Source organism: Luteimonas gilva (assembly GCF_005239095.1).
In the GTDB taxonomy this organism is placed as follows: domain Bacteria; phylum Pseudomonadota; class Gammaproteobacteria; order Xanthomonadales; family Xanthomonadaceae; genus Luteimonas_C; species Luteimonas_C gilva.
This window is the reverse complement of the sequence record NZ_SZUA01000002.1, coordinates 1,005,917-1,022,223: the sequence shown is the minus strand read 5'-3', so window position 1 is coordinate 1,022,223 and position 16,307 is coordinate 1,005,917. Positions and strand designations below refer to the sequence as shown.

The 16,307-nt window shown below is 66.0% G+C and carries 18 protein-coding genes; 15 read left to right on the top strand and 3 right to left on the bottom strand.

Features of this window, described 5'->3' with window-relative positions:
• Window positions 1-68: 68 nt before the first annotated feature.
• Window positions 69-536, bottom strand: a complete 468-nt coding sequence (locus FCE95_RS12685; protein WP_137267372.1) for an SET domain-containing protein — start codon at window positions 534-536, stop codon at window positions 69-71.
• A gap of 283 nt (window positions 537-819) precedes the next feature.
• Here FCE95_RS12685 and FCE95_RS12680 point away from each other — a divergent pair, with 283 nt between their 5' ends.
• The 15 genes from FCE95_RS12680 (at window position 820) to FCE95_RS12610 (ending at window position 15,157) form a co-directional block, all read left to right on the top strand.
• The gene (locus tag FCE95_RS12680) at window positions 820-1,272 is read left to right on the top strand and encodes an SUF system Fe-S cluster assembly regulator (protein WP_137267371.1); all 453 of its coding nucleotides are present in this window, start codon (window positions 820-822) and stop codon (window positions 1,270-1,272) included.
• A gap of 10 nt (window positions 1,273-1,282) precedes the next feature.
• A complete protein-coding gene (sufB, locus tag FCE95_RS12675) occupies window positions 1,283-2,722 on the top strand; it encodes a Fe-S cluster assembly protein SufB (RefSeq protein ID WP_137267370.1) in 1,440 nt (479 codons plus the stop codon).
• Window positions 2,723-2,832: 110 nt separating this feature from the next.
• On the top strand, window positions 2,833-3,597 hold the full coding sequence (gene sufC, locus FCE95_RS12670; protein ID WP_137267369.1) for a Fe-S cluster assembly ATPase SufC: 765 nt from the start codon (window positions 2,833-2,835) through the stop codon (window positions 3,595-3,597).
• Complete coding sequence (sufD, locus tag FCE95_RS12665; RefSeq protein WP_137267368.1) at window positions 3,597-4,841, top strand: Fe-S cluster assembly protein SufD; 1,245 nt, start codon at window positions 3,597-3,599, stop codon at window positions 4,839-4,841. The genes sufC and sufD overlap by 1 nt, the downstream gene beginning before the upstream one ends.
• Window positions 4,838-5,185, top strand: coding sequence for a cupin domain-containing protein (locus FCE95_RS12660; RefSeq protein WP_137267367.1), 348 nt, complete (start codon window positions 4,838-4,840; stop codon window positions 5,183-5,185). Before sufD ends, FCE95_RS12660 begins: the two co-directional genes overlap by 4 nt.
• Window positions 5,182-6,420, top strand: a complete 1,239-nt coding sequence (locus FCE95_RS12655) for a cysteine desulfurase (RefSeq protein WP_137267366.1) — start codon at window positions 5,182-5,184, stop codon at window positions 6,418-6,420. The genes FCE95_RS12660 and FCE95_RS12655 overlap by 4 nt, the downstream gene beginning before the upstream one ends.
• Window positions 6,417-6,953, top strand: a complete 537-nt coding sequence (locus FCE95_RS12650; RefSeq protein WP_137267365.1) for a GNAT family N-acetyltransferase — start codon at window positions 6,417-6,419, stop codon at window positions 6,951-6,953. Before FCE95_RS12655 ends, FCE95_RS12650 begins: the two co-directional genes overlap by 4 nt.
• Window positions 6,954-6,960: 7 nt before the next feature.
• The gene (locus FCE95_RS12645; protein ID WP_137267364.1) at window positions 6,961-7,281 is read left to right on the top strand and encodes a non-heme iron oxygenase ferredoxin subunit; all 321 of its coding nucleotides are present in this window, start codon (window positions 6,961-6,963) and stop codon (window positions 7,279-7,281) included.
• An 86-nt stretch (window positions 7,282-7,367) separates the two neighbouring features.
• A complete protein-coding gene (locus FCE95_RS12640; RefSeq protein ID WP_137267363.1) occupies window positions 7,368-9,767 on the top strand; it encodes a TonB-dependent receptor in 2,400 nt (799 codons plus the stop codon).
• 46 nt (window positions 9,768-9,813) lie between these two features.
• Window positions 9,814-10,500 (top strand): Fe2+-dependent dioxygenase, encoded by a 687-nt coding sequence (locus FCE95_RS12635; RefSeq protein ID WP_137267362.1) that lies wholly within the window; start codon window positions 9,814-9,816, stop codon window positions 10,498-10,500.
• The gene (locus tag FCE95_RS12630; RefSeq protein ID WP_425481300.1) at window positions 10,497-11,141 is read left to right on the top strand and encodes a PepSY-associated TM helix domain-containing protein; all 645 of its coding nucleotides are present in this window, start codon (window positions 10,497-10,499) and stop codon (window positions 11,139-11,141) included. Before FCE95_RS12635 ends, FCE95_RS12630 begins: the two co-directional genes overlap by 4 nt.
• 17 nt (window positions 11,142-11,158) lie before the next feature.
• The gene (locus FCE95_RS12625; RefSeq protein WP_137267361.1) at window positions 11,159-11,674 is read left to right on the top strand and encodes a DUF2271 domain-containing protein; all 516 of its coding nucleotides are present in this window, start codon (window positions 11,159-11,161) and stop codon (window positions 11,672-11,674) included.
• Between the two features lie 34 nt (window positions 11,675-11,708).
• Window positions 11,709-12,509, top strand: a complete 801-nt coding sequence (locus FCE95_RS12620; RefSeq protein ID WP_137267360.1) for a DUF4198 domain-containing protein — start codon at window positions 11,709-11,711, stop codon at window positions 12,507-12,509.
• A 48-nt stretch (window positions 12,510-12,557) separates the two neighbouring features.
• Window positions 12,558-13,520 carry an FAD:protein FMN transferase gene (locus FCE95_RS12615; RefSeq protein ID WP_425481306.1) on the top strand — a complete coding sequence of 321 codons (963 nt, stop codon included), beginning with the start codon at window positions 12,558-12,560 and terminating at the stop codon, window positions 13,518-13,520.
• Window positions 13,517-15,157, top strand: coding sequence for a sulfite reductase subunit alpha (locus FCE95_RS12610; RefSeq protein WP_137267359.1), 1,641 nt, complete (start codon window positions 13,517-13,519; stop codon window positions 15,155-15,157). Before FCE95_RS12615 ends, FCE95_RS12610 begins: the two co-directional genes overlap by 4 nt.
• A 111-nt stretch (window positions 15,158-15,268) precedes the next feature.
• Here the strand turns inward: FCE95_RS12610 and FCE95_RS12605 are convergent, their stop codons facing one another.
• Both FCE95_RS12605 and FCE95_RS12600 read right to left on the bottom strand, forming a co-directional pair.
• Complete coding sequence (locus FCE95_RS12605; protein ID WP_137267595.1) at window positions 15,269-15,862, bottom strand: HutD/Ves family protein; 594 nt, start codon at window positions 15,860-15,862, stop codon at window positions 15,269-15,271.
• A 73-nt stretch (window positions 15,863-15,935) separates the two neighbouring features.
• Window positions 15,936-16,265, bottom strand: a complete 330-nt coding sequence (locus tag FCE95_RS12600; protein ID WP_137267358.1) for a ComEA family DNA-binding protein — start codon at window positions 16,263-16,265, stop codon at window positions 15,936-15,938.
• Between the last annotated feature and the right edge of the window lie 42 nt (window positions 16,266-16,307).

Sequence of the window (16,307 nt, the reverse complement as noted above, 5' to 3'; positions counted from 1 at the left end):
TGGCAACCCTTTGCGGGTTTGGCGCATCGCAAGTTAAGGCCGGATCCCCACCCGGCCGTCGGCCGCCGTCAGCGCTTGGGCTGGAGCATGGTCCCGGTGCAGTTCTTGGCACCGCATTTGCATGCCCACAGCTTCTTGGCCTTGGCCGTGTGCGGCTCGTCCAGGACGATGCCGTAGTTGTAGGTCAGCTCTTCGTCCGGCTTGATGTCGCGGATCGCCTCGATGAAGACCTTGTCCTTGTGCCGCTTGCCCTTCTGGTTCTCTTCGATGACGGCTTCGCAGTTGGGCTTGCAACTGTGATTGATCCAGCGCGCGATGTTGCCGTCGATGTTGGCGTCGACCACGTAGTCGTCGTTGAGGGTGAACAGGAAGGTGTGGCCGTTCTCGTCGACGTCGCCGTAGGCCTCGTCCACTTCGTCGTGGGTGCGCAGCTTGCCTTTGTAGCGGACGACCCGTTCGCCTTTCTTGATCGTTTCGGTGGCGAAAACGCCATTGCCGTGGATCGGGGACAGGCGGGCGGCGATTTTCTTCGGCATCGAGGGAGCTTTCCGTAAAAGTCGAACCGTTATTGTCGCCCGAAAGCGAGTCTCGAAGCCATCGCATGCAGGCATACCGGCTCTTGTGGGAGGGCCGTAGCCCAGGTTGAGCCGCAGGCGATACCCGGGATCGCCATCTCCAAGCGATAGCCAGTTCGGGCGAAGCGGGATGGTCGCCGGCCAACCCCAAAATCGGGGCACTTGGCTTGGCCCGGCTTAATCAGTACAATTTCGGTACTCATTAAACCAGCCAGAAGCCGGGACCGGCTTCGAGCCAAATCCGATGCTCCGGGTCACCAAACTCACCGATTACGCCAGCGTGGTGCTGACCGTGCTGGCCCACGAGCCCGACGCCGTGCTCAGCGCCTCCGGCTTGGCCGAGCGCGCAGGCCTGGAACCGCCGACCGTGGCCAAAGTGCTCAAGCCGCTGGCCCAGGCCGGATTGGTCGAGGCCTTCCGCGGCGCCAGCGGCGGCTATCGGCTGGCCCGCGCGCCGGCGGACATCTCCTTGATCGAGATCGTCGAAGCGATGGAAGGCCCGCTGGGCATGACCGAATGCAGCGTCCACAGCGGCGCTTGCGGCATCGAACGTTCCTGCAGCGCGCGCGCCAATTGGCGCCGGATCAACGACGTCGTCGCCGATGCGCTGCGCGGCGTCTCGCTCGCCGAAATGGTCGCCCCGACGGCGCACAAGCCGGCCCGCAAATCCATCCCCGCCGCGCTGGCTACGAACTGAGGTCGCGGACATGGGCATCGAAAACGCCGAAATCATCGAACAACTGGGCCGCCGCTACGAGGCCGGCTTCGTCACCGACATCGAATCCGATTCGTTGCCGCCGGGCCTGGGCGAGGACACGATCCGCGCGCTGTCGGCCAAGAAGGACGAGCCGGAATGGATGACGGAATGGCGCCTGTCCGCCTACCGCCATTGGCTGACCATGCCGATGCCGAACTGGGCCAAGCTGAAGATCGCGCCGATCGACTTCCAGGCGATCAGCTACTACAGCGCGCCCAAGGCCAAATACGCTTCGCTGGACGAAGTTCCGGAAGAGCTGATCGCCACCTACGACAAGCTGGGCGTGCCGCTGCACGAGCGCGCCAAGCTGGCCGGCGTGGCGGTGGACGCGGTGTTCGATTCGGTCAGCGTCGGCACCACGTTCCGCAAGGAACTGGCCGAGAAAGGCATCGTTTTCTGCTCGATGAGCGAAGCGATCCGCGAGCATCCGGAGCTCGTCCAGAAGTACCTGGGCAGCGTGGTGCCGACCGGCGACAACTATTTCGCCGCGTTGAATTCGGCGGTGTTCTCCGACGGCAGCTTCGTGTTCATTCCCAAGGGCGTGCGCTGCCCGATGGAGCTGAGCACCTATTTCCGGATCAACGCCGGCCACACCGGCCAGTTCGAACGCACCCTCATCATCGCCGAAGACAAATCGTACGTGTCCTATCTGGAAGGCTGCACGGCGCCGATGCGCGACGAGAACCAGCTGCACGCGGCGGTGGTCGAGCTGGTGGCGCTGGAAGACGCCGAGATCAAGTATTCGACCGTGCAGAACTGGTATCCGGGAGACGAGAACGGCAAGGGCGGCATCTACAACTTCGTCACCAAGCGCGGCGAATGCCGCGGCGCGCGCAGCAAGATCAGTTGGACCCAGGTCGAGACCGGTTCGGCGATCACCTGGAAATATCCGTCGTGCGTGCTGCTGGGCGACGATTCGACCGGCGAATTCCACTCGGTCGCGCTCACCCACCACCGCCAGCAGGCCGACACCGGCACCAAGATGATCCACGTCGGCAAGCGCACCAAGAGCAAGATCGTCAGCAAAGGCATCAGCGCCGGGCGCGGCCAGAATTCGTATCGCGGCCTGGTGAAGGTCGAACGCAGCGCCGAGGGCGCGCGCAACCACACCCAGTGCGATTCGCTGCTGATCGGCAAGCAATGCGGCGCGCACACCTTCCCGTACATCGAGGTCAAGCATCCGAGCGCGACCGTCGAGCACGAGGCGACCACGTCCAAGATCAGCGACGACCAGCTGTTCTATTGCCGCTCGCGCGGCATCTCGCAGGAAGACGCGGTGTCGCTGATCGTCGACGGGTTCTGCAAGCAGGTGTTCCGCGAGCTGCCGATGGAGTTCGCGGTGGAAGCCAAGAAATTGCTGGAAGTCAGCCTGGAAGGCTCGGTGGGCTGATTTTGTGGGAGCGGCTTCAGCCGCGAGCTCTTACCAACATGCCGCGACCTGAGCCAAAGAGCTCGCGGCTAAAGCCGCTCCCACAAAGAGCGGGTTCGAATGGAACGAATATGCTGAAGATAGAAAACCTCCACGCCCGCATCGGCGAGCGCGAAATCCTCAAAGGCCTGTCGCTGGAAGCCAAGCCCGGCGAAGTGCACGCCATCATGGGTCCGAACGGCGCCGGCAAATCGACGCTGGGCAACATCCTGGCCGGACGCGAGGGCTACGAAGTCACCGCGGGCAGCGTGCGCTACGGCGGGATCGACCTGCTGGCGCTGGAGCCGGAGGAACGCGCCGCCGCCGGCGTATTCCTCGCCTTCCAGTATCCGGTCGAGATCCCCGGCGTCAACAACACCTATTTCCTGCGCAGCGCGCTCAACGCGCAACGCAAGGCGCGCGGCGAGGCCGAACTGGATTCGATGCAATTCCTGAAGCTGGTGCGCGAAAAACTCGCGGTGCTGCACCTGGACGACAAGCTGCTGCAGCGCGGCGTCAACGAAGGCTTCAGCGGCGGCGAGAAGAAGCGCAACGAAATCTTCCAGATGGCGGTGCTGGAACCGAAGCTGGCGATCCTGGACGAGACCGACAGCGGCCTGGACATCGACGCGCTGAAGAACGTCGCCGCCGGCGTCAACGCGCTGCGCTCGCCCGAACGCGCCTTCCTGGTCATCACCCACTACCAGCGCCTGCTCGACTACATCAAACCGGATGTGGTGCACGTGCTGGCCGACGGCCGCATCGTCGAAACCGGCGGCCCGGAGCTCGCTCTCGAACTCGAACAGCACGGCTACGCTTGGGTGAAGGACCGCGTAACGCCCGAGGCCGCGGCCTGATGAGCGCCCTCCTCGAATCGCTGGCTTCCGGTTTCGAAGGCGATACCGCGCGCCGTTCGGCGCTGGAGGCCGCCCTGCGCGACGGCCTGCCCGGCCCGCGCAGCGAAGCCTGGAAATACACGCCGCTGCGGGCGCTGGAACGGCGTTCGTTCGCGCCGTCCGTCGCGCTGCCCGCATTCGACGCTTCATTGCTCGACGGCATTCCCGCGCCCCGGCTGGTGTTCGTCAACGGACATTTCGACGCAGGCCATTCTTTTCTCCCCGATTTGCCGGCGGGCGTCCGCTTGGCGCCCCTCTCTTCTTGGTCGGAGGAAGGCGCACGGCCCGAATATTCCCGCGCCGACGACGTGTTCTCCCGGCTCAACGCCGCGCTCGCCGATGAAGGCTTCGTCTTGCGCGTGGACGCGGGCGTGCGTGCCGCGGATCCGATCCATCTTGTTTTCATCGGCGCGCCATCGGCGGCCGACAGCGCTTGGCATCTGCGCCACCGCATCGAATTGGGCGCGGACGCGAGCGCGACCTTGGTCGAGCACCATTTGGCGGCCGGGGACCACGCGCATCTGACGACACAATCGGTTTCCGTAACCATCGCCCAAGGCGGGCGCCTCGCGCACGCGCGCGCCCAGGCGGACGCAGCGCGTGCGACGTCCTTTTTGCGAACCGATGCCGTGCTCGCGGCTAGGGCCGAATATCGGCGTTTGGATCTTGAGTTCGGCGCCGCGTTGTCGCGCCATGAACTCAATGTGCGCCTGGAAGGCGACCAGGCCCGCCTGCTCTCCAACGGCGTACTGCTGGCCGACGGCCGGCGCCACGTCGACACTCGGCTCGGCATCGAACACATCGCCCGCGACACCGCTTGCGAACTGCTCTGGCGCGGCATCGCCGGCGGCCGCGGCCGCGCCGTTTTCCACGGCGGCATCGCCATCCACGCCGGCGCCGACGGCAGCGACGCCAATCTGTCGAATAAAAACCTCTTGTTGAGCGAAGGCGCCGAGATCGATTCGCAGCCCGTGCTAGAGATCCACGCCGACGAAGTGAAAGCCGCGCACGGTGCGACCGTCGGCCAGATCGATCCGACCGCGATGTTCTACCTGCGTTCGCGCGGCTTGCCTCAGGCCGATGCGCGGCGGCTGCTGATTTCGGCCTTCTGCCGCGAACCTTTGTCCGCTTTCGCGAACGAAGGCTTGCGCGATCTGCTGAGCGGACGCGTCGACGCCGCCCTCGCCGCATTGGAGCCCGCATGAGCCCGACCAGCACCGCCAACGCCCGCCATTACGTTTGGGGCAACGGCTGCGACGGTTGGCATCTGCTCGAAGGCGACGACCTGAGCGTGATCGAAGAGCGCGTGCCGCCCGGCGCCGCCGAATCGCGCCATCTCCACTCCCGCGCGCGCCAGTTCTTCTACGTGCTGGTGGGAGAGGCGACGCTGGAAGTGGAAGGCGTGTCGCATCGCCTGCGCGCGGGCGAAGGCCTGCACGTGCCGCCCGGCGCGGCGCATCAGCTGCGCAACGAAGGCAATATGGAGATCCGCTTCCTGGTGATCTCCGCGCCGAAAAGCCATGGCGACCGCGAGGAGGCCGCATCGTGAACGCGCCCGCCGACGTTTCCGCGCTCGATTGGGCGGCGGTCCGCGCCGACTTCCCGTTGCTCGGCCGCGAAGTCAACGGCAAGCCGTTGGTCTATTTCGATAATGCCAACACCGGCCAGAAGCCGCGCAGCGTGATCGAGACGGTCGACGGCTTCTATCGCCGCCATAACGCCAACGTCAGCCGCGCCGTGCACACGCTGGGCAGCGAAGCGACCGAGGCGTACGAGGGCGCACGCAAACGGCTGGCCCGGTTCGCCAACGTGCGTCCCGACGAACTGGTGCTGTGCAGCGGCACCACGTTCGCGATCAATCTGGTCGCCTATTCGTGGGCGCTGCCGCGGCTGAAGCCCGGCGACGCGATCCTGCTCACCAGAATGGAGCACCACGCCAACATCGTGCCCTGGCAGCTGGTCGCCGAACGCACCGGCGCCAAGATCAAGGTCGCGGAGATCCTGCCCGACGGCACGTTGGATCTGGACGCGCTGTACGCGGCGATGACGCCGGAAGTGAAGCTGCTGGGCGTGACGCACGTTTCCAACGTGCTGGGCACGGTCAATCCGGTGCGCGAGATCTGCCGCGAAGCGCGGCGGCGCGGCATCGTCGTCCTGGTGGACGGTTCGCAGGCGCTGCCGCACCGCAAGGTGGACATCGCCGCGATCGGCTGCGATTTCTACGCCTTCACCGGCCACAAGATGTGCGGGCCGACCGGCACCGGCGCGCTGTGGGCGCGCAAGGAGCATCTGGCCGCGATGCCGCCTTTCATCGGCGGCGGCGAGATGATCAAGGAAGTGAGCTTCGACGGCACCGTGTTCAACGATCCGCCGCACAAGTTCGAAGCCGGCACGCCGAACATCGCCGGCCATATCGGCCTAGGCGCGGCGGTCGACTATTTGGACGCGCTGGGGATGGATCGGGTCGAAGCGCGGGAAACGGAATTGCTCGCGCATCTGCAGGAAGAGCTCGCCGCCATCGGCGGCCTGCGCGTCTTCGGAACGGCGAAAGAGAAAGCGGCCGTGGTCAGCTTTCTGGTCGAAGGCGCCCACGCGCACGACTTGGCCACCCTGCTCGACCTGGAAGGCGTAGCGGTGCGCTCCGGCCACCATTGCGCGCATCCGCTGATGCGCTACTACGGCGTGGCGGCCACCTGCCGCGCGTCCCTGGCGTTCTACAATACCCACGAGGAAATCGAACGTTTCGCTGCGGCATTGAAGAAGGTACGGGGGTTGTTGGCATGAACGAAGTCCTGGCGCCGCTGATTTTCCGCGCCGCTACCCACGACGATGTGGATGCGCTGGTGGTCCTGGTCACTTCGGCCTACCGCGGCGACGTCAGCCGCCAAGGCTGGACCACCGAAGCCGATCTGCTCGACGGCAATCGGATCGATCCGGACGTGCTCCGCCACGACATCTCGCGCCCGCGCAGCCGCGTGCTGATCGCCGAGCGTGACGGCCGCATGCTGGCCTGCGCGCACGTCGCCGACGAAGACGGCCACGGCTATTTCGGCATGTTTTCGGTCCGCCCTGACCTGCAGGGCGGCGGCATCGGTAAGCGCCTGCTGGACGAAGCCGAGCGCGTCGTCCGCGAGGATTGGAAGTTGCCGTCGATGCGGATGACGGTGATCGACATCCGCGACGAACTGATCGCCTTCTACGAACGGCGCGGCTATCGGCGCACCGGCGTGTACAAACCGTTCCCGCACGGCGACGAACGTTTCGGCAAACCCAAGCGCGACGATCTGCGATTCGAAGTCCTGGAAAAAAACTTGTAGGACGACCATGGGCGATTGGATCCGCGTCTGCGCCATTTCCGAGTTGCTGCCCGGCGAAAGTAAGGTCGTCTGGGACGGCGACACGCCGATCCTGGTGGTCAACTACGACGGCGATTACTACGCGCTCGAAGACAAGTGCAGCCACGAGGATTTCGAGCTGTCGGCCGGCGAATACGACGGCGAGGAAGCTACGATCGAGTGCGTCCTGCACGGCTCCAAGTTCGACGTTCGGGACGGACGGGCTTTGAACGCCCCCGCCTATGCCCCAGTGGTGAAATTTCCGGTCAAGCTGGAAGCGGACGCCGTCTGGACCCGGGACGACCGCTGATCCTGAATGGGTTTGTAATTGCGAATCATTATCATTAAAATCCCGTTTTGACACGGCCATCCCGGCCTGGATCGACAGGATTCGCAATGACTTCGCGTACGTTCGCCGCCGCCCCCCTGGCGGCGGCTCTGGCTGCTGCCCTTTCCCCCGCCATCGCCACCGCGGCCGAAACCCCGGCCGGCGCAGCCAGCGTATCCGCCGCCATGCAGAAAGATCCGACCCAGTTGGACAAGGTCGAGGTCGAAGGAAAATTGGTCACCAAGGCCGCTTCGCCCAAATACACCGAGGCGCTCAACGACACGCCGCAGACCATCACCGTCGTCAGCAAGGAGACGATGGACCAACAGGGCCTGCTGTCGCTGCGCGATGTGCTGACCAACCTGCCCGGCATCACCTTCGGCGCGGGCGAAGGCGGCGGCGGCTACGGCGACAGCATCAACCTGCGCGGTTTCAGCGCCAACAGCGACATCACCACCGACGGCGTGCGCGACAGCGCGCAGTACACCCGCACCGACACCTTCAACATCGAATCGCTGGAGCTGATCAACGGCGCCAACTCGGTGTACTCCGGCGCCGGCTCGGTCGGCGGCAACATCAACCTGGTCAGCAAGCAGGCGCACGCGGGCAGCGCGTCCGCATTCACCGCCGGCGCAGGCACCGACAGCTATGGCCGCATCACCGCCGACAGCAATATCGATTTCGGCAACGGCGCGGCGTTCCGGATCAACGCCATGGCGCACCAGAACGACGTGCCGGGCCGCGACTACGAGAAGTTCGAACGCTGGGGCATCGCGCCGTCGCTGGCTTTGGGCCTGGGTTCGGACACGCGCTTCACGCTGAACTATCTGCATCAGGAAGACGAAAACACGCCGCAATACGGCGTGCCCTATTACCGCAACGCCTTCAACGACGGCCCGCTTCCGGGTGTGGATACCGGCAACTACTACGGCTACCACAACGTCGACAAGCAAGACATCACGGTCGACATGCTGACCGGCATCTTCGAGCACGATTTCAGCGACCGCCTGAGCCTGCGCAGTTTGGCGCGCTTCCAGAAGGTCGACCAGCTGAGCATCGTCGACGCCACCCAGGGCACCTGGTGCCTGCCGAACAACGTGACGCCGACCGGTACCGCTTGCGTGTCCGGCACCGGCGGCACCGCCATCGTCGTGCCGCCGGGTCAGTATCTGCCCAGCGGTCCGCGCGGCTACGGGCGCGACACCAGCAATGCGATCGCGATCAGCCAGACCGACCTGACCGCGCGTTTCTCCACCGGCGCGGTGGAACACGCCTTGGTCGCCGGCGTTTCGTTTTCGCGCGAAACCTTCGAGCTGGAGACTTTGAACTTCTTCCGCAACGCGGACGGCAGCAATCCGTATACGGCGCCGAACCATTTGCCGTTCATGGACATCCGCAACCCGAATTCGCGCTACACCGGCCCGTACAACCGGATCCTGATCAACAAGACCGACGGCACCCTCGCCAACCAGGCCGCCTATGTCTTCGACACGCTGAAGTTCGGCGAGCGTTGGATGCTCAATCTCGGCGCGCGCTACGAGCGCAACGAAGGCGATTCCGCGCCTTACAACGTCTCCGCGACCGGCGCCGACCTCGGCAAGAACCTGGCGGGCTACGCCAAGAACAAGGACAACCTGTTCTCCTACCGCGCCGGCCTGGTCTACAAGCCGGTCGACAACGGCACCGTCTACTTGTCCTACGCCAACTCGAAGACGCCGTCGAAGGCTTCGGTCAACGGCACCTGCACGCTGACCAGCACCACCGGCACCGCCAACTGCACGGTCGATCCGGAAAGCGCGATCAACATCGAACTGGGCACCAAGTGGGAAGTGCTGGGCGGCAATCTGGCGTTGACCGCGGCCGTATTCCGCAACGAGCGCGAGAATTTCCGCGTGGCCGATCCGGACCCGACCAACATCACCGGCGAACAGGCGCTCGACGGCAAAGCGCGCGTCGACGGCGTGGCGCTGGGCGCGGCCGGCCACATCACCCGCGAGTGGTCGATCTTCGCCAACTACACCTACCTGGACAGCGAAGTGCTGCGCAGCGTGTCGAACTACTGCTTGAGCCATCCCGGCACGGCTTGCGGCAACAGCGCCGCTTTCCCCGACCCGCAGCGCGGCAATCCGCTGACCAACGTGCCCAAGCACTCGGCCAGCCTGTGGACCACGTACGCGCTGGGCCAATGGACTTTCGGCTACGGCGCGACTTACCAAGGCGAGTTCTATCTGAACAACAGCTTCCTGGCGACCAGCGGCGGTGTGACGACGCAGACCCCGCTGTTCAAGACGAAGGATTACTGGACCCACCGCGCCATGGTCGCCTACGACTTCAATCGCAACTTCGCCCTACAGCTCAACGTGCAGAACCTGACGGACGAGGAGTACTACCTGCGCATCCGCAACAACGGCTGGGCCACGCCGGGCGAAGCGCGGTCGGCCACGCTGACGGCCACCTACCGCTTCTGAGGCAAAATAGCGGGCCGCCGACCGCGGCGGCCCGCCCGGAAACACTATGCTGCTGCCGATCGCCAACGTCCTGACCGCCGAGCAAGTGGCGCATTGCCGCAGCCGCTTGGACGGCGCGGATTGGGCCGACGGCCGCCTGACCGCCGGCCATCAATCGGCCAAAGCCAAGGACAACGCGCAGCTGCCGGAGGATTCGCCGGTGGCGCGCGAATTGGGCGCGCTCGTGCTCGAAGCCTTGTCGCGCAACAGCACCTTCTTTTCCGCGGCGCTGCCCAAGCGCGTGTTTCCGCCGCTGTTCAACCGCTACGCCGGCGGGCAGTCGTTCGATTACCACGTCGACAATGCGATCCGCTACGACCGCAGCGGCGGACATGCGGAGCCCGTGCGCACCGACTTGTCGGCGACGCTGTTCCTCAGCGCGCCCGAAGAGTACGACGGCGGCGAGCTGGTGATCGAAGACACTTTCGGCACGCAAAGCGTCAAACTAGCCGCGGGCGACATGGTGCTCTACCCCGGCACCAGCCTGCACAAAGTGCTGCCGGTGACGCGCGGCGCACGGCTGGCCTCGTTCTTCTGGGTCCAGAGCATGCTGCGCGAGGATGCGCAGCGGCGATTGATGTTCGAACTGGACGTGTCGATCCGGCGCCTGACCCAAACGGTGCCCGATCACCCGGCGTTGGTGCAGCTGACCGGCGTCTACCACAACCTCCTGCGCCGCTGGGCCCAGCCGTGAGCGCCGCCCGCAACGCCGCGAACGCGATCGGCGGCCAGCAGCGGCGCGGCTTCTGGCTGCGCACGCTGCACCATTGGCATTGGATCAGCTCGGCGGTGTGCCTGATCGGCATGCTGCTGTTCGCGGTCACCGGCATCACTTTGAACCATGCCGCGAAGATCGAAGCCGAACCGCAAGTGACGCATCGCGAACTGGTTCTGCCCGCGCCGTTGCTCGCGGCGTTGGCGAAAGGCGCGGATGGGAACGCGCCGCTGCCCGCTAACGTCGCTACTTGGTTGGAAGAGAAGCTTGCCATCGGCGTCGGCCGCCGCGAAGCCGAATGGTCGGCCGAAGAGGTCTATCTGTCGATGCCGTCGCCCGGTGCCGACGCGTGGCTCAGCATCCAACGCGCCGACGGTGCCGTCGAATACGAACGCACCGACCGGGGTTGGATCTCCTATCTCAACGATCTGCACAAAGGCCGCAACGCCGGGCCGGCCTGGGGCTGGTTCATCGACGTGTTCGCGATCGCCTGCCTGGTGTTCTGCATCACCGGCTTGTTCCTGCTGCAGCTGCACGCGCGGCAACGGCGCATGACCTGGCCTTATGTCGGGTTGGGTCTGGTGGTTCCGATACTGCTGGCCTTGCTTTTCATCCATTGAAACTTCCGAGAGAAACCATGCGAGCCAAACTGACGATCGCGCTGGGTACGCTGCTGGCGATGCCGGTGCATGCGGCCGAGCTGGAGATCAACGTCGAGATTCCGCGCATCAACGCCGCCGAATACCACCGGCCTTACGTCGCCGTATGGGTGGAAGGCGCCGACCAGAAAGCCGTCGCCGATCTGGCGGTCTGGTACATGACCAAGGACACCAAGGAAGGCCACGGCACCAAATGGCTGCCCGATCTTCGCCAGTGGTGGCGCAAGTCCGGACGCACGTTGAAGATGCCGGTCGACGGCGTCACCGGACCGACGCGTCCGGCCGGCAAGCATGCGTTGAAGTTCGGCGACAAGCAGCCGGCGTTGGCCAAGCTCGCGCCCGGCAACTACACCCTGGTGGTGGAAGCGGCGCGCGAAGTCGGCGGCCGCGAACTTCTGAAGATCCCCTTCAGCTGGCCGGCGAAATCGCCGCAAACCGGCAAGGCCCAGGGCAGCACCGAACTCGGCGCGATCACGCTCGCCGCCAAGCCCTGACACGCGAACCCCTTCCGAATCGTTGGAGTCCACGATGAAACGCACCGCCCTCGCCTTCGCCCTGGCCGCCCTGCCCTTCGCCGCGCTCGCGCACAAGGCTTGGCTGCAGCCATCGCAGACGGTCATCGCCGGCGAAAACCCGGTCGTGACGGTCGACGCCGCCGTATCGAACGACCTGTTCTACTTCAACCACGTGCCGCTGAAGCTGGACAACCTGGCCATCGTCGCGCCCGACGGCAGCGAGCAGCAGCCCTCGAACCCGGCCACCGGCAAATACCGCAGCGTGTTCGACGTCGAATTGAAGCAGACCGGCACCTACCGGATCGGCGTGACCAACGATTACGCGACCGCCAGCTGGGAAGAAAACGGCCAGCCCAAGCGTTGGCGCGGCACGCCCGCCGCGTTCGCCACGGAAGTGCCGAAGAACGCCAAGAACTTGCAGACCGGGCAGTCGGTCAGCCGCGTCGAAACCTTCGTCACCAACGGTTCGCCGAACGACACGGCGCTCAAGCCCAGCGGCAACGGCCTGGAGCTGGTGCCGGTGACTCATCCGAACGATCTGTTCGCGAAGGAAGAAGCGAAATTCCGCTTCCAGATCGATGGCAAGCCGGCGGCAGGCCTGGAGATCGAAATCATCCGCGGCGGCACGCGCTACCGCAACGCGCAGGACGAGATCAAGGTCAAGACCGACGCCAACGGCGAATTCGCGGTGACTTGGCCCGAAGCCGGCATGTATTGGCTGGAGGCGACTTCGCAGGACGCCAAGGTCACGGTGCCGGGCGCGAAGCAGCGCCGCTTGGGCTATGTCGTCACCTTGGAAGTGCTGCCGCAGTGACGCTGCCCGCTCAGCGCAGCGACACCGTCCGATACGCCGGATGAAATGATTCCGGCCGCGGCTTCCCACGCCAACGTCCTCGCCGTCGACGCGCTCGGCGGCGAGACGATGGGCACGACCTGGTCGGTCAAATTGGTCGCGCCCGGCGCTTCGCTGCGCGCGCTCCACGACGCCGTCCAAGCGCGGCTGGACGGCATCGTCGCCCAGATGAGCACGTGGCTTGAGGATTCGGATTTGAGCCGTTTCAACGCCGCGCAAGCCGGCAGTTGGATCGCGTTGCCCGAAGAATTGTTCGCCGTGATGCGGTGCGCTTTGGAGATCGCCGAAGCCAGCGGCGGCGCATTCGATCCTACCGTCGGTCCGCTGGTCGATTTGTGGGGCTTCGGGCCGGCAGGACGCAGCGCAGCCGTGCCGGACGACCGGCGGATAGAAGCCGTGCGCCGGCGCATCGGCTGGCAACGGCTCGCCTTGCGCGCGGATACGCGCGAAGCCTTGCAGCCCGGCGACGTGCGCGTCGATCTTTCCGCGATCGCCAAAGGCTACGCCGTCGATGCGGTCGTCCGGGATTTGCGCGCGCGCGGCATCGGCAGCGCGCTGGTCGAAGTCGGCGGCGAACTGTACGGCTACGGCCGCAAACCCGACGGCGCGCCATGGCGCGTCCTGGTCGAAACCGATCCGGAGCGCGACGACGGCGAGCCGCAAGTGCTGCGTTTGTCCGGCAACGCGGTCGCCACCTCCGGCGACCGCTGGCATCGTTATCGCGACGGCGACGGCGAATATGCGCACACCATCGATCCGCGCACCGGCAAGTCGGCGGCGCGCGCGCCCGTTGCGGTCACCGTCGTCGCCGACGAAGCGATGCGCGCCGACGCCTGGGCCACCGCGCTGACGGTGATGGGCGCCGAAGCGGGGTCGGCTTTCGCGCGAGAACGCGGGCTTGCGGTCCGCTTCGTCGCCGCGGATGCGACCGCGACGGCGACGGGCGAATTCGAGCGCCATCTCGACGCATGAACGCGGCCGGCATCCGCGCATCGCGGCCCAGCGCGGCCCTGATCGGCAACGTCGCTTTGCTGGCGGCGCTGTGCGTCGTCGCAGGGGTCTTCTTCGGGTTGCACGACGGGGACTGGTTCGAAGTCGCGCCCTTGCGCGGCCGCTGGCTCGCCGCGAGCGCCGTATCGCTCGCGTATTTCGGCTTCGCCGGCTGGATCTTCTGGCGTACGCGTCCGAAAGCGGACGAAGCCTCGGCGGAAACGGCTTCCGAGGCTTCGCTGCTGCTGGCGTACGCCAGCCAAACCGGCTTCGCCCAGGATCTCGCCGAGCGCAGCGCAACGAGCCTGCGCGCCGCCGGCGTGCACGTGCGCTTGCGCGATCTGGGCAAGCTCGACGCCGCGACGCTCGCGAGCGCCGACCGCGCATTGTTCGTGGTCAGCACCACCGGCGAAGGCGACGCGCCCGATCCGGCCTTGGCTTTCGTCCGCGACGTGCTCGGCCGGCCCTTGGCGCTCGAGACTCTACGCTACGGCTTGCTCGCGCTCGGCGACCGCGAGTACGAGCATTTCTGCGGTTTCGGCCATGCGCTGGACGAATGGCTGCGGCATGGCGGCGCCAAGCCGCTGTTCGATCTGATCGAAGTCGACAACGGCGACGAAGGCGCGCTGCGCCACTGGCAACACCATTTGTCCTTGCTCGCCGGCCAACCCGATCTTCCCGATTGGACCGCGCCTTCCTACCAGGCCTGGCGCTTGGCCGAACGTCGCGAACTGAACCCGGGCAGCGCGGGCGCCGCCGCCTATCACGTCGCGTTCGCGCCGCCTGCCGGGGAGAAGCCGGATTGGCGCGCCGGCGATATCGCCGAAATCGGCCCGCGCAATTCGCCGGCCGCGGTGCGGGCTTTGTTGGACGCGTTGTCCTTGGACCCGGAAGCGGACATCGAGCTCGGCGGCAAGCGCGAACGTCTGCGAGACATCGCGGCGCGTTCGCACCTGCCCGCGCCGGAGGATGCGGCCGGCATGGACGCGCAGGCGCTGGCCGCTCGCTTGCAGCCGCTGCCGCATCGCGAATACTCGATCGCTTCTTTGCCGGACGACGGCGCGCTGCACGTGCTGCTGCGGCGCATGCTGCGGCCCGACGGCAGCCCCGGCATCGGCAGCGGTTGGCTGTGCGATTACGCCGCGCTGGGCGGCGAGATCGCGCTGCGCATCCGCAGCAATCCCAATTTCCATCCGCCGCACCCGGATCGCCCGTTGATCTTGATCGGCAACGGCACCGGCATCGCCGGCCTGCGCGCGCACCTGAAGGCGCGCGTCGCCGCCGGCGCGCGCCGCAACTGGCTGCTGTTCGGCGAGCGCAATGCGGATCGCGATTTCTTCTATGCCGACGAAATCCGGCGCTGGCGCGAGACGGGTTTCATCGAACGCTTGGATCTGGCGTTCTCGCGCGACGGCGGCGATGTGCGCTACGTGCAGGATGCGCTGTCCGCGGCGGTAGACGATTTGCGCGCCTGGATCGCGCAAGGCGCATCCGTTTACGTATGCGGCAGTCTGCACGGCATGGCGCCGGGCGTGGATGCGGTGCTGAGGCAGGCTCTGGGCGAGGAAGCGGTGGATGCGTTGCGCATCGAGGGCCGTTATCGCCGCGACGTGTATTGAGCGGTGCGGCCGTGCTTTGTGGGAGCGGCTTTAGCCGCGAGCTCTTACATCGAATCGCAGCGACCTGCCGGGAAGAGCTCGCGGCTGAAGCCGCTCCCACAAGGCAGAACGCTAGGATTTCGGCTGGATCCGGATCAGCAGCACTTCCCCGCCGCCTTCCAGGACATGTCGTCCGCGCTGAGCATCGGCACGCATGAAAGCCGTATCGCCCGCAGCGAGCCCGGGCAGCCCGGAATCGTCGCCGAAGCGCGCCGACCCGGCCAGCAGATGCACGACCCAAGTGGCGCCCGGATCGATGAAGATCACCATCGGCCCCACCAGCGGCCGGTGCCAGAGCTGCGCGTCGATCGCATCGCGCCGCCACATCAGATTGAAGTCGTGGGTCGGGCCGTCGACGAGCTCGCCGTCCACTTTGCGTTCGCCGGCGAAACGCAAGCGCTCGTGCGGAGGCGAAAGCGTGTGGACCTCGCCATCGTCGAAGCGCAGGCGCAGGCCGTTGCCGCTCAGCAGCACCAATTCCCGATCGACGCCTGGAAAAGACGAAAACGGCGCGTCTTGCTCGATTTCGGCGATCGACAGCCGCCACAGCCAATCGGCCCGATCGGGAACGCGCAAGATCTCGCGCGTCCAACCGGCGCCGTTCTTCCAGCGCTCCCGGCGGTATTCGTTGGCGGGTACGACCCAGGATTCCGGCTGTTCGACCATCGCCGCAGTGTAGCGACGGTCCTGCCGGAAATCCCGCACGGCGCGTCCTTGCGCCGGAGGAAGCGAACGTGGTTCAGCGCTTGGCGGCCGGCTTCGCGGCGGCCACCTTCGGCTTGGCCGCCGGGGCGGCGCCGCCGACCACGATGCGGTCGCGATTCTTCTCGATCGTCTTCAGGCCGATGCCTTTGACCTGGGCCAATTGGTCGGCGCTTTTGAACGCGCCGTGTTCCTTGCGATAGGCGACGATCGCCTCGGCCTTGGACGCGCCGATGTTGACCAAGACGCGATCCAGCGTGGCCGCGTCGGCGGTATTGATGTTGACCTTCTCGTCGGCGGCGATGGCGCTGCCGACCATGGCCAGGGACAACAGCAGCGAACTCAGCAGCAGCTTGAAAGATTTCATACGGTTCCTCGAACGTTGGATGACGGCCCCCTGCCGGCGGCG